This window comes from Streptomyces marianii (assembly GCF_005795905.1).
Lineage (GTDB): Bacteria > Actinomycetota > Actinomycetes > Streptomycetales > Streptomycetaceae > Streptomyces > Streptomyces marianii.
The window spans coordinates 7,316,806-7,330,366 of record NZ_VAWE01000001.1 but is presented as its reverse complement, the minus strand read 5'-3'; the positions used below and the strand labels follow the sequence as shown (position 1 = coordinate 7,330,366).

Sequence of the window (13,561 nt, the reverse complement as noted above, 5' to 3'; positions counted from 1 at the left end):
TCAGCTCCCCACCGGGCCGAGGACCGTCCAGTTCCGCTCGATGTAATGCAGTGCGTCCTCCCGGCCGGTACCCGAGAAGACCAGATTCCAGCCGGCCGGGAGTTCCAGGAACGGGCGCCAAAGAGCATGGTGCCCCTGATCGTTGGTGACCACCTGCCAGCCACCGTCATCCGTGTCGAACGGATTGCCCGTCATCGCTTCACCTCGTTCGCGTCGTTGTCGCGTGCCAGTCCAGAATGGTCCGGCCGCAATCGCACCGGCAGGCTGTGATAGCCGTTCAGAAGGTTCGAGTGGACCCTCAGCGCGTCGCCGGTCTGTTCGACGTCCAGGGCAAAGTCTCGCAGCGCCATCAGGAGTTCAGATATCTCGATCTTGGCAAGATAGGAGCCGACGCAGAAATGCGGGCCATAGCCGAAGGAGATGTGTTTGTTGGGCCGGCGTCCCAAGTCGAACACCTCGGGTCGGTCGAAGACCCGTTCATCATGGTTGGCGGAGATATGCCACAGGGTGACGATGTCGCCCTTCGCGATACGGACGCCGTGGATCTCCGTGTCCCGCACGGCGCTCCTACCGAAGTGCATCGACGGGGACGCCCAACGCAGTACCTCATCCACCGCCGTATCGATCGAACAGAGGCCGTTCTTCAACCGCTGCCACTGCTTCGGGTGCGCGGCGAGCGAAGACACACTGTCGATCATGGTCAGCCGACTGGTCTCGTCGCCACCGATGATCAGGCTGTAGCAGTTGAGCACGACGTCCTCGTCGCTCAGTCCGGCCCCGTCGACCGTGCTGGCGGCCAGCGTGCTGATCAGATCCTCACCAGGGGCGCTTCGCCGTTCCTCCACCAGGTCCAGGAAGTAGAGCAGGATCTCGTTGCGCGCCATCGCCGACTCCGTCTCGTCCACTCCGTCGTCATCGGCGCTCAGCGCGGTCTTCGTCTGCTTCAGGAGGAAGTCGCGGTCACTCTCGGGTACGCCCAGCAGATTGCAGATGGTGGTCATGGGGATACGGCTGGCGATCTCGAGGGCGAAGTCGCACTCGTCACGACAGACCGCCTCCCGGACCAACTGACGAGTGTTCGCCCGCACGGCGTCCGCAACGGGTTGGAGTACACGTGGTCCCAGGGACCTCAGCAGGACCTTGCGCAACTGCTCGTGCCGTGGGCCGTCGGTGACCGCGAGCATCTTGCCCGCCCCCGCGTCGCCGCCCTCCAGCAGGGTCACGAGTACGTTGCCCCGCTCAGAGGTGAAGGTCTCGTCGTCGCGATGCACGGCCATGATGTCCTCATGGCGTGACAGGACCCAGAATCCGCGGCGTTTTCCCGTGGGCGGGTTCCAGTGGACGGGGCGGGTGTCTCTCAGCCCTCGCCAGAACTCGGAGAGATCGTGCTCAGCGAACGTGGCGGGGTCGCCCAGGTCGACGCTGGCGTCGGCCGGTTGCGTTCTGCCGCTCCGGCCGGCCCGGACCGAGGAGGAGCCGGCGCTCACCGGCCTGTCTCCCGGACCCGCTCCGGGCGGCGGACGGAATCCTCGAGAAGGTCGCGGCTGCTCGCCCTGTGGATACGGTGCTCAAACGACATCACTGTCATCGGCGTGAAAACCTCCTGTGCGTGCCGGGGGTCGTGCACGGGATGGGCTCAGCGGGCCGACTGCCGGCCCCGGCCGCGTACGAAGGCGCGCCGGTTCGTCGCACGACGCTTCGCCTCGGTGATCGCTGTGGACTCGGCATCGTCACCGCTGTCCAGCCAGTCGGCGAGTGCGGTGATCTCACGGAACCGGAAGAGATCCGCCACCCCGACCCTCCTCCCGAACCGCCTGGTCATCTGCTTGGCCAGGCGGATCAGCAGCAGCGAGTCCCCACCGAGGTCGAAGAACGTGTCGTGGATACCGATCGTCTTCGGATCGCGTTCGAGAAGTTGCGCCCACAGCTCGACGAGAGCCGCCTCGGTCGGGGTGCTCGCGGGCTCCTTCGTCGCGGACGCGACCGCCGCGGGCGGCTCGGGCAACGCCGCCCGGTCGAGCTTGCCGTTGGGTGACACCGGAAGCTCGGCGAGGAACACCACCTTCTCGGGCACCATGTGGTCGGGCAGCGACGCCCCCAGCCTCTTGGTGATACGGGCCTGGAGGGCTTCGTCCAACCAGACGTCCTTGCCTTCGGCGTCCACCGCCCGGGGCTCGTCCGGCACGACGTAGGCCACCAGTGAACCCGCGTTCGGCTGCCCTTCGCGCGCGTGGACCGCGACCGCCGCCGCCCGCACCTCAGGGCACCCGGACAGCCAGGACTCGGCCTCCTCCAGTTCGATGCGGTACCCGCGCACCTTCACCTGGTGGTCCGCACGGCCGATGAACTCCAGTTCCCCGCCGGGCAGGAAACGGCCTATGTCACCGGTGCGGTACATGCGTTCGCCGACCAGCTGCGGATCCGGTACGAAACGTTCTGCGGTCAGCAGCGGCCGGTTGAGGTAGCCCCGGGCCAGGCCGTCGCCGCCGAGGTAGATCTCTCCCGGCTCCCCTTCCGGCAGGGGACGCAGTCCGTCGTCCAGGACGTAGATCCGGGCGGTGGAACTGGGCCTGCCTATGGACGGCTCGCCGGTCTCGTCGCGCGGGACCGTTTTGAAGGTACAGAAGACGGTGCCCTCCGTGGGGCCGTACCCGTTGAAGACCCGCTCCACCTTCGACTCGGCGTACACCCGGTCGACGAGCTGGCGGCGTACCACCTCGCCCCCGAGGACCACGGACCGCAGCCCGTCCGGCATGCTGCCTCCGTCGAGCAGGCTCCCCATGACGGACGGCACGGTGTTGATGTGTGTCACCCGGTGCAGATGCGGACTCTCGAAAAGGTGGACCGCGCTCTCCAGCAACACCACACCGCCGCCCCGGGAGAGCGGCACGAAGATCTCCATGACAGCCAGGTCGAAACAGATCGAGCTCACGGCGGCCACACCACTCAGATCGCACTCCGCGAAGATCCGGTCGGCCTCGGACAGCATGGCCGCGCAGCTGCTGTGTCTGATCGGTACGCCCTTGGGCCGGCCCGTGGAACCAGAGGTGTAGATCACATACGCGGTGTCGGCCGGAGCCATGACGGCGGGGGCCCGCGTCGAGCCGGACCGCGGCTCCACGGTGACGGATCCTCCCAGCACCAGCACCTTGGGGCCGGCCGGGCAGCGGTCCGCCGACGCGGGTGTGGACAGGAGCAGGCGAGTGCCACTGTCCGCCACCATGAAGGCCAGTCGCTCGTCCGGGTACTTGGGGTCGAGCGGCAGATAGCAGGCGCCCGAGCGGAGGGTCGCGAGAATGGCGACGAACAGGTCCGAAGTCCGCTCCGCGCAGATGCCGACCGGTACTCCAGGCCCCGCGCCTTCCACCACCAGCTGCTCGGCCAGAAGCGCGGATCGCCGGTCAAGCTCCCCGTAGGTCATCACGCCCGCGTCGGAGTAGATCGCCGGTGTCTCCGGGGCCTGGGCGGCGTACTCCAGCAACCTCCCGTGCAACGTCCCTGTGGTGACCGTCACAGCTCGATTCCTTTCTGCTCCGACTCCGAAGTGCTGCGCTGGAGTCGGAGTTCCGGATTGTCGACCATCTGAAAGAGCGCGGAGTGGAAATAATCGAGCAACGTAGCCATGGTCTCCCTTTCCAGAGGACCAACACATGCCGAACATGGAATTAGGGGCTGGTGCACCTACTATCCGACATCCGGAGTCGATCTCCAAACGTGCTTTATCGATGCACAGGAACGCCTTATGTGATCCTCGATCCCCGCATGAATTCTGCTGACGGGTGCCCGGGCCAATGCCGTTCGGTCCCGCTTTTCGTCAGGGCCCGGTGGTCGCGTCGGGCGGGCGCCGGCTCCACGCCTCGGCCGGCGGTGGCCGCTCGTGCGGCGGAGAGCGGGCGGAGGCGTCCGGGTTCTGCGCGCGGCCGGTCCGTAGGTCGTCGGTGACGCCGGTGCGCCAGACGAGCCGCTCATGGTAGTAGTTGATCGACCGCTGGGTTTCGGGAGGCGAAGCATGACTGGGTACGAGTCCGATGGCCGCCTGGGCGCGGAGTTCTTCGCCCCTGGAAGTTCCTTCACCGAGTTCGTCCGCGCCCACCGGCCGGAGCTGCTCAGCCTGCACCCTGTCCTGCCCGAGGGAGTTCGGGCCGCGCCGGACCAAGTGCCGCACGGCACCACGGTATTAGCGCTCACCTACGGCGACGGAGTGTTGATCGCCGGTGACCGCAGGGCCACGATGGGGCACCTCATCGCCCAGCGCGACCTGGAGAAGGTCCACCCTACGGACGACTACACCGCGGTCGCGTTCGCCGGCACCGTGGGACTCGCGATCGACCTGGTGAAGCTGTATCAGGTCGAGTTGACGCATTTCGAGAAGATCGAGGGCATCCCCATGACCCTCAACGCCAAGGCGACCAGGTTGGCCACGATGGTCCGGCAGAACCTCGGGCAGGCCATGCAGGGGCTCGCCGTGGTTCCGCTGCTCGCCGGATACGAGCCGTCCGCCCCCGAGGGGAAGCGCGGCCGCATCTTCAGTTTCGACGTCACCGGCGGTCCGTACGAGAAGCGCGACTTCTACGCCGAGGGCTCCGGATCGCCCCACGCCCGGGGCTCGTTGAAGAAGCTTTACCGCCCGGGTATGTCCCGCCGTGACGCGGCCCTCGCCGCGCTCCAGGCTCTCTATGACGCCGCCGACGACGACTCGGCCACCGGTGGCCCGGACCTGAGCCGCCGGATCTTCCCGGTCGTTGCGGTGATCACCGAAGACGGCTTCGAACGCTTCTCCGAACAGGAGACGGAGGACTTGAGCCGCGAGATGGTCGCACAGCGCTGGCAACAACCGGACGGCCCGGTCGCCTCCCTGTGAACTCTGCCGCGATGGCGTCCTGTCGAGTGGTGTAGCGGCGCGGAGTTCATGTCTCTGCAGGTCGGCCGGGCGATGCAGCCGCCTCCGCGCCGGATCGGGGCGCTGACGCCGACGAGCTTCACGCACGCGGCAGGGCGAGCCGGCCGGCAGCCGCCACCACGGCTCTGATCGGAGCCGCGCGGTCCATACGGCTGCACCACTCGGCAGGGTGCCCCCGCTGTCGTCGAGGAGTCAGATCCCAGCGCTGCGCGCGATGTGAGTCGCGGCGCCGCAACGTCGCACCCGCAAGAAGCATGCCTGCCACACGCTCAGGCATGTTGTCGCGCACGGTGGTGCGTATCAACCCACCGTGCCGGGCTCCGTCGGCACCTCACGTGAGCCGCCGACGCACGATTCCTCCGCCCCACCTTGCGTCCCCCCTGAGCCGCATCGCCATATCGGTGACCGGAGCGGCGTGTTGCACGGGGCATTCAATTCCTCGATCCACACCATCGACAACATGCGATTGATTGACACCGGTTGTGTCGGCATGATCACCGCAAGGGGAAGCTGCGGCAGCTGCCGTTAAGGCCTTGCCCCAAAGGGACCAAACCGCACACTCCAGCCTGCGTGAAGGTGTCGATGATCACTCATATAGCTCTCTTCAAACTCAAAGACGGTTTCGAGCGGGGCTCACCGGCGGTCATTGAGGCCGAGAAGTATGCGAGAGATGTCGGACGCCACGTTCCCGAGCTTCTTGCCTGGCGCACGGGTTGGAACACAGTCGATCGTGACATCTCCTACGATTTCGCCGTGATCGGCGTATTGCCCGATGCGGCAGCCCTGGAAAAGTATCAGGTCAACAGTTTTCACCGTGCCTCGGTGGAGCTGTGGCGGCGCATCTCCGACTGGGTGGTAGTCGATCTGAACGACGCGTGAACCACTCCTTACGAATCGAGCGACTGGAGACCCGGGTGTTCACCGAATACGATCCCGAAGCAGGGGCTCTCACACGTGAGCTGCGCGACCACTTCGACGCCTTTGTCGCAGGGGAGTGGGATGCGGCGAGGCTGAAAGCCCATCAGACGCGGCGACTGCGCCAAGTCGTGACGTACGTACGGGCCAAATCCCCCTTCTACCGGGAGAGACTGGCGGATCTCACCGACGATGAGGTCTCCGCACTGGGTATCGACGACCTGCGGATCCTCCCGTTCACCACCAAGGAGGACCTGAGGAAGGCCCAGCTCGACATTCTGTCCCTGCCGGTCTCCCAGGCCTGGATCTTCTATGAGACCACCGGCACGACCGGAGTGGCGACGCCGTGCCCGCGCACGAACTCCGACTCCATCCACAACAACAGCGTTCTCACCGCGTATTATCGCGATGTTCTTGCCCGGTACGGGCACCACCAGGTCATCGGGGTCTCGGGTCCCACCGAACTCCACGCGACCGGGGACACCTTCGGCGATGTCTGCCGTAACCTGGGCCACGGGGTTGCCAAGATGTGGCCGCACTCTCCGCTCGTCGGTTTCGACCGCGCGCTGGAGCTCATGCGTTCCCTGCCCTTGACCGGGCTGTTCTGCACTCCGGGCATGGCCATGAGCCTTGCTCAGAAAGCGGTGGCAGCGGGGTTCGACCCCAAGCGGGACTTCTCGCTCGACATACTGATGCTCACGGGCGAGCTGATGTCCCCCAGTCTGCTGCGGAACATCGGCCAGGTGTGGGGTGCCGAGGCACGTAACTGCCTCTATGCCTCGCAGGAGGCGTCGGTGCTCGCCGCGGCCACCGCGGACGGTGCGCTGCGCACCGCCCCCCTGATCAACCACTACGAGGTGATCGAACCCGAGGGCACCGAGCCCGTGGCCCCGGACGCGGACGGCGTTCGATGTGGCGAACTTGTCGTGACGAACCTTTACACGGGAGCCAAACCCCTCATCAGGTACCGCACCGGCGACCTGGTCCGGATGACCGACCCCGACCCCGAAGCCACCGTGCCGGCCCCGGCGCTGGAGGCCGTCGGACGGGTACGTGACCGGCTCCGCCTCAACGGGCGTCTCGTCGATGGATACGACCTCGAAGACTTGCTGCTGCGTCGGTTCCGAGGCTGCCTGGACTACCAGATCACCGTGGATCAGGACGCCCTCGGCACAGACATCCTGTCACTGACCTTGCAGGCCGGCCCCGAAGGTGACCACTCGGACGCCCTCGAAGACGCCGTAGAGGACTGCCGCCGGGAGCTGGACACCCCTCTGACGGTCACGTCCGGTTCTCCCGGCCCCATCACGAGTACCGGTGCCATGGTGAGCTGGAAGGCCGCCCGGGTCGTGGACCTGCGTGCAGAGTCCTCGATCGAGAACACATCGGCCGAGCGCATCGCGGCGGCGAGGGCTCGATGACCACCCGACACCCGGACCACACCGCAACCGGCTCGCAGCGGCGCCCGGCGCCGAGGATGGGACTCGGGACGTGGGCCTACGACCGAGGCGAGTTCGTCCATGCGGCCGAGCCCCGGCTGCCCCTGTCCACCCAGGCTCTGCACTACGGCACCGGCACCTTCGAGGGCATCCGCGCCTACCGTTCCGACCGGGGGTCTCTGCAGCTGTTCAGGGTGCGCGAGCACTACGAACGCATGCTGCGTGCCTGCCGGGTCCTGCGCATCACCGACATCCCCACCGAGGTCGAGGACCTCATCGCCATCACCGTTGAGCTGATCGGGCGCAACAACCACGACGCCGACGTCTACATACGGCCGCTGGCGCACAAGCTCGCCCTGCTGCCCGACACGCCTCCCGGCGTCTCGCTGGCGGGCGTCTCCGACGGGCTGTCCATCACCACGTTCGGCTTCCCGTCCTACGGGATCGCGAAGGAGGCACGCTGTGGACTCAGCACGTGGCGGCGTCCGCCCCGCGACAGCCTGCCCACCCAGCACAAGATCACAGGTGGCTATGTGACCAGCGCGCTGGCCTCCGACCAGGCCCGTGCCGCCGGCTACGACGACGCACTGCTCCTGGACGGCTCAGGACACGTGGCCGAGGCGACCACCGCGAACGTCTTCGCCGTGGCCGCCGGGCGGGTCCTCACGCCGCCCGGTACGAGCGACATCCTGCCCGGCATCACCAGGGACACCTTGATCACGCTGTGCCGGGAATCCGGTACGGAGGTCCTTGAGCGTGAGCTCAGCCCGTCGGACGTGTTCACCGCTGACGAGGTCTTCCTCTCCTCCACAGGCAACGGCGTGGTCCCTGTGGTCGGTCTCGCGGGCCGAGTCATCGGAAACGGCGCCGTCGGTGAGGTCACCCGCCGACTCGCCGACCTCTACGACGCGGTCACGCGGCATGCCGACGGAGCCCATCCCGAATGGCGCCTTCCCGTGAACGTCCCGGAAGCCGACGGCACCCCCGCCCCACCACATCGCCAGCCCGCAGGGAGCAAAGCATGACGCTGTTGAGCTTCACGGCACTCCTGCGTGACTCGGACCTGGTGTCCGCTGTGGGCACCCTCGGACCGCAGGGCACTAGCAGCGAGGCCGCCGCAAGACACTTCATACGCCTCTCCGGATCCGACAGGTCCCAACCCCCCATCCACCTCTTCGACACGTATGAGGAAGCGGGAGCCGCGCTCCGTGACGGCCAGGTCACGCACGTGATCGTGGCCAACGCCTACAGTGCCGTCAACCAGTTCTACATGGACCCCGGCCTGGCACTGACCCACGTGTTCGTCATGGACACACCGCTGTACGGCATTGCCGTGCCGCCCAACGCAGCGGTGCCGGACTCCCCCACCATCGCGACCCATCCCGCGCCCGAACCGATCATCAGCCAGCTGCTGCCCCGCAGGCACACCACCTACAAGGTGATCCACTCCACCTCGACCAGTGCCGCCGCCCAGGCGGTCACCGACGGCACCGCCGACCTCGCGCTCACCACCGTTCCGTCGGCCGAGTTGCACGGCCTGGAATTCATCTCCGACACCCGACCGATCCTGATGGTCTGGTCGGTGTTCGTTCGGGCCGAAACGGAAGCGCGGACGGCATGAGCGCCATGACGCACGAGACGAGCCAGGAGGCGACTCCATGTTGCTGCTGAGTGGAGACCAGGTACGAGAGGCGTTACCGGTGGCTGAGGCGTACCGGGTGGTGGCCGACGTGATGCGCCGCTACAGCGGGGGCGAAGTCGTCCAGCCCGTGCGCACGGTCCTGTCGTCCGGACGTGACACGTCACTGTTCGCCGCCATGCCCTGTCATGTCATCGGCGAGTCCGACTCCGGATACGGGCTGAAGGCCGTGCTGCACGCTCCTGGCAACGCGGCGCGCGGACTGCCGACGCACGTGGGTGTGGTGGTGGTGTTCGACCCCGAGACCGGTCAGCCGCTGGCCATGCTGGAGGGGGCGGCGGTGACCGCGCTGCGTACGGCTGCCGCGTCCGCCGTCGCAACCGACGCGCTGGCCCTGCCCGATGCCGGTGACCTGGCTCTGATCGGTGCCGGCACCCAAGCCCGCAGTCACCTTCTCGCGCTCCGTGAGGTCAGGGAGCTGCGCCGGGTACGGCTGTGGAACCGGGGCGCGACGCGCGCCGAGGAGTTCGTCGCATGGGCGCGTACGGAGGCCGGCATCGACGTGGAGCTGAGGGGATCCCCTGCCGAGGCGCTGCACGGCGCGGACCTGGTGTGCACGACGGTGGACACGGCGGAGCCCGTGGTCAGCGCCGGGCACCTGGCCGAGGGAACCCATGTCAACGCGGTCGGTTCCTCGGTGCCCGGCAAGCGCGAACTCGACGCGGCGGCGGTGGCGTCCTGCACGGTGTTCGTGGACAGCAGGGAAGGTGCTCTGCGCGAGTCCTCGGAACTTGCCGCCCCGGTCGAGGCGGGCCTGGTACCGGCCGACCGGCCACTGCCCGAGATCGGCGAGGTGCTGCTCGGCAAGCACCCCGGCCGTACGGATCCGGCCGAGCGCACGCTCTACAAGTCGCTGGGGATGGCCGCCCAGGACGTCGCGTCCGGCTTCGCCGTCGTACGGGCTGCCCGGCGCCTCGGCATCGGTACCGTCACCGACTTCACCTGCTAGCCCCTTGGAGACGACGGAGTGAGCGTATGACCGCATTGCTGATCGGCAACGTCGGAGTCATCGGCGACGAGGAACGCATGGCGGAATACCGGGCGAAGGTGCTCCGGACGCTGGAACTGTACGGCGGCGAGTTCATGATCCGAGGCGGTGAGTTCGAGGTGCTGGAAGGCGACTGGCGGCCCACACACCTGTCGGTCATGGTGTTCCCGACGGCCGACCAGGCCCGGCAGTGGTACACGTCTCCCGAGTACCGGGACATCGTCCCGCTGCGTGATGGCACCCATATGGACCTGATCCTGGTGGAGGGCCGGTGACCTCGGCCCCGGCCAGTCCCCGCACCCGGGCATTCTCCCAGGTCGACGTGTTCGCCGACGGGCCCCTTCTCGGTAATCCCGTCGCGGTTGTCCTCGACGGTGAGGGGATCAGCGACGAAGACATGGCCCGGCTCGCGAACTGGACCAATCTCTCCGAGACGACCTTCGTGGTACCGCCCTCCTCCGGTGAGGCCGACTACGGGCTGCGCATCTTCACCCCGGGCGGCGAGATTCCGTTCGCCGGCCACCCGACGCTCGGCTCCGCCCACGCGTGGCTGGAGGCGGGCGGTGTCCCGAGGTCGCCGGGGAAGCTCGTCCAGGAGTGTCCGCTCGGGCTGATCGAGGTTCGGCGGTCCGGCACCGGCCTGAGTTTCCGTGCGCCGGACCTCAAGCGCGACGGTCCACTGGACTCCACGCATCTCGACCGGATCGCACGGGGGCTCGCGATCAGCCGGGAGCGGATCGTCGCCCATCAGTGGGTGGACAACGGGCCGGGCTGGGCTGCCGTGCAACTGGCCACAGCCGGGGAAGTCCTGGCACTGGATCCGGACGACCGTCGGATGGGCGACCTGATGCTCGGCGTGGTCGGGGCCTACCCCGAGGGCTCACCCGTCGCGTTCGAGGTCCGAGCCTTCGCCATGCCCGCGGGCGTACCGGAGGATCCGGTGACCGGAAGTCTGCACGCCGGTATCGCCCAGTGGCTCATCCGCACCGGCGCCGCCCCCCGCCGTTACCGCGCCGGGCAGGGCGGCCGTCTTGGTCGGCAGGGCATGGTCACCATCGAGGCCCAGGATGCAGAGGTGTGGGTCGGTGGCCGTTCCATCACCTGTGTACGTGGGGTTCTGGCGCACATTTTGTGAGTCGTCACGCTGCGAGGCAGGTGGTCTTGGCGGTTGGTCTCACGAGTTGCCCGAAGATGACCCGTGTCCCTGCCCGTGGGTTGGCTGTGCCCTGTAGGTGTGCGGTGCCGTCGTTGATCGCGTTGCTGGAGTTCCGTGAGGCCCGGGCTCGGAAAGCGCTCGAGTCCTGGACGGAGGTGATCAGGGGGGCAGTGGAGCACACCGCTGTTGCCCGATCTTCATCCTGGTCGGCACCGACGTACTGAGCCCCCACGCGGGCGAGTCCGCGGGCTGACACCCGGCGGTCCTCCGGGGACGGCGACGGCGTCCGGCGGCGCACCTCGCGCGCCCCCGCCGCTCCCTCGGGCGGGCTCATGACACCCCCGCCCCGCCGCGCCACGGCGCGGCGGGGCGGGGCCGTGGCGGGTCCCGCGCATAACCTCGCGCCGTGTCCAACGTGACGGCGTTCCTCAAGCGGCTGGTCCTGGGCCGCGCGCTGCGGAGCGAGGAACTCGGCGAGACGCTGCTGCCCAAGCGGCTGGCGCTGCCGATCTTCGCCTCGGACCCGCTCTCCTCGGTGGCCTACGCGACGCAGGAGATCCTGCTGGTCCTCACTCTGGGCGGGCTGGCGTACCTGCACTTCACCCCGTGGATCGCGGCCGCTGTCGTGTTCCTGATGACCGTGGTCGTGCTGTCCTACCGCCAGGTGGTGCACGCCTACCCGAGCGGCGGCGGGTCCTACGAGGTCGCCTCGACCAACCTCGGGTCCTCGGCCGGACTCGTGGTCGCCGCGGCGCTGCTGGTCGACTATGTGATGACCGTGGCCGTGTCCGTGGCCTCCGGTGTCGACAACGTCATCTCGGCGGTGCCGGCGCTGGCCGGGTACCGCGTGCCGATGGCACTGGTCTTCGTCGGGCTGCTGACCGCGGTCAACCTGCGCGGAGTGCGCGAGTCGGGCCGGGCGTTCGCCGCGCCGACGTATCTGTTCGTCGCCGGGGTGCTCCTGATGTGCGGGACGGGACTGCTCCGCTACCTCCTCGGCGATCCTCCGGTGGCGGCGACCGCGCAGTACGGGATCGAGCCGGTCCCGGCGGAGGCGAACCTGGTCGGTCTCGCCCTGGTGATGCTGGTCCTGCGGGCCTTCACCAGCGGCTGCACCGCGCTGACCGGCGTGGAGGCGATCTCGAACGGCGTGCCCGCGTTCCGCAGGCCGAAGTCGCGCAACGCGGCCGCCACCATGGCCGCGATGGGGCTCATCGCCGTGACGATGTTCGTCGGCGTCACCACGCTCGCGATCGTCGCCGACGTCCGCGTCACCGACGACCCCTGCCGGCTGACGGGCCTGCCAGACTGCGAGAACTACACCCAGCGCACCGTCATCGCGCAACTGGCCGCCGCCGTGTTCGGCGGGGAGGGCAGCTTCGGCTTCTTCTACGTCCAGGCCGCCACCGCGCTCGTCCTGATCCTCGCCGCCAACACCGCCTTCAACGGCTTCCCGCTGCTCGCCTCGATCCTCGCGCAGCACCGCTACCTGCCCCGCCAGTTGCACAACCGGGGTGACCGGCTCGCCTTCTCCAACGGCATCCTGGCGCTCGCGGTCGTGGCAGGCGTACTGCTGTGGGCCTACCGCGCGAACGTCACGAGTCTCATCCACCTCTACATCCTCGGTGTGTTCACCTCCTTCACGCTCTGTCAGACCGGCATGGTCCTGCACTGGGGCCGTGAACTGCGCACGGAGACGGATCCCCGGCTGCGCCGCCGTCACCGCACGTCCCGGGTCGTCAACGGGACCGGCGCGGTCATCACGGCACTGGTGCTGGTGATCGTGCTGCTGACCAAGTTCACCGAGGGAGCCTGGCTGGCCGTCCTCGCGGCCGCGGTGCTGTGGGTGACGATGCGGGGCATCCGCAGGCACTACGACACGACGGCGGCCGAACTGGCGGTCACCGACCCTCGCAAGGAGCTCGCGCCACCCTCCCGGGTCCTGACGGTGGTTCTGGTCTCCCGGCTGCACAAGGCCACGCTGCGGGCGCTCGCGTACGCCCGGGCCACCCGTCCGGACCGGCTGGAGGCGCTGACCGTTGCCGTCGACCGGGAGTCCGCAGCGGAGCTGAAGCGGCAGTGGGAGGAGGCCGGGATCGATGTCCCGCTGAAGGTCCTGGACTCGCCCTACCGGGAGATCACCGGCCCGGTACTGCTGTACGTGCGGTCGATCCGGCGCGAGAGCCCGAGGGATGTCGTCGCGGTGTTCATCCCCGAGTACGTCGTGGGCCACTGGTGGGAGAACGTGCTGCACAACCAGTCCGCACTGTGGCTGAAGAGCCGGCTGCTGTTCACGCCCGGTGTGATGGTGACGAGCGTCCCCTGGCGACTGGAGTCCGCCGCCCTCGCCGACCATCCCGCCGCCCGTGCCCCGGGCGCGGTGCGCCGGGGCGAACCGGTCCCGCCTCCCCGCTCCTGACCGTGCCGGGCCTCTTGGCGCCACGCCCCCGCTGCCCGACACTTG

12 protein-coding genes are annotated in these 13,561 nt (G+C 68.2%); 9 read left to right on the top strand and 3 right to left on the bottom strand.

The window, feature by feature from the left end; all coding sequences use genetic code 11:
• The 3 genes from FEF34_RS33230 to FEF34_RS33220 all read right to left on the bottom strand — a co-directional run bounded on the left by FEF34_RS33230 (position 1) and on the right by FEF34_RS33220 (position 3,514).
• Positions 1–195 carry an MbtH family NRPS accessory protein gene (locus FEF34_RS33230; RefSeq protein ID WP_138056467.1) on the bottom strand — a complete coding sequence of 65 codons (195 nt, stop codon included), beginning with the start codon at positions 193–195 and terminating at the stop codon, positions 1–3.
• Positions 192–1,487, bottom strand: coding sequence for a cytochrome P450 (locus FEF34_RS33225; protein WP_138056466.1), 1,296 nt, complete (start codon positions 1,485–1,487; stop codon positions 192–194). Before FEF34_RS33225 ends, FEF34_RS33230 begins: the two co-directional genes overlap by 4 nt.
• Before the next feature lie 149 nt (positions 1,488–1,636).
• Entirely contained in the window at positions 1,637–3,514 is a 1,878-nt protein-coding gene (locus FEF34_RS33220) for a non-ribosomal peptide synthetase (protein ID WP_234042638.1), read from the bottom strand.
• Positions 3,515–4,009: 495 nt separating this feature from the next.
• On the opposite strand from FEF34_RS33220, the gene prcB reads away from it, so the two are divergent.
• The 9 genes from prcB to FEF34_RS33175 all read left to right on the top strand — a co-directional run bounded on the left by prcB (position 4,010) and on the right by FEF34_RS33175 (position 13,516).
• Complete coding sequence (gene prcB, locus FEF34_RS33215) at positions 4,010–4,861, top strand: proteasome subunit beta (protein ID WP_138056465.1); 852 nt, start codon at positions 4,010–4,012, stop codon at positions 4,859–4,861.
• 609 nt (positions 4,862–5,470) lie between these two features.
• Complete coding sequence (locus tag FEF34_RS33210; protein WP_234042637.1) at positions 5,471–5,779, top strand: Dabb family protein; 309 nt, start codon at positions 5,471–5,473, stop codon at positions 5,777–5,779.
• Between the two features lie 35 nt (positions 5,780–5,814).
• Positions 5,815–7,236, top strand: coding sequence for a phenylacetate--CoA ligase family protein (locus FEF34_RS33205; protein WP_138056464.1), 1,422 nt, complete (start codon positions 5,815–5,817; stop codon positions 7,234–7,236).
• Positions 7,233–8,279: an aminotransferase class IV gene (locus FEF34_RS33200; protein WP_138056463.1), complete on the top strand. Its 1,047-nt coding sequence runs from the start codon at positions 7,233–7,235 to the stop codon at positions 8,277–8,279. Before FEF34_RS33205 ends, FEF34_RS33200 begins: the two co-directional genes overlap by 4 nt.
• Complete coding sequence (locus tag FEF34_RS33195) at positions 8,276–8,875, top strand: type 2 periplasmic-binding domain-containing protein (RefSeq protein WP_138056462.1); 600 nt, start codon at positions 8,276–8,278, stop codon at positions 8,873–8,875. The genes FEF34_RS33200 and FEF34_RS33195 overlap by 4 nt, the downstream gene beginning before the upstream one ends.
• Before the next feature lie 37 nt (positions 8,876–8,912).
• Positions 8,913–9,902, top strand: coding sequence for an ornithine cyclodeaminase family protein (locus FEF34_RS33190; protein WP_138056461.1), 990 nt, complete (start codon positions 8,913–8,915; stop codon positions 9,900–9,902).
• A gap of 26 nt (positions 9,903–9,928) precedes the next feature.
• Positions 9,929–10,216, top strand: a complete 288-nt coding sequence (locus tag FEF34_RS33185; RefSeq protein WP_138056460.1) for a DUF1330 domain-containing protein — start codon at positions 9,929–9,931, stop codon at positions 10,214–10,216.
• Positions 10,213–11,076 (top strand): PhzF family phenazine biosynthesis protein, encoded by an 864-nt coding sequence (locus tag FEF34_RS33180; protein WP_138056459.1) that lies wholly within the window; start codon positions 10,213–10,215, stop codon positions 11,074–11,076. Before FEF34_RS33185 ends, FEF34_RS33180 begins: the two co-directional genes overlap by 4 nt.
• Positions 11,077–11,503: 427 nt before the next feature.
• A complete protein-coding gene (locus FEF34_RS33175; RefSeq protein ID WP_138056458.1) occupies positions 11,504–13,516 on the top strand; it encodes an APC family permease in 2,013 nt (670 codons plus the stop codon).
• Positions 13,517–13,561 lie beyond the last annotated feature (45 nt).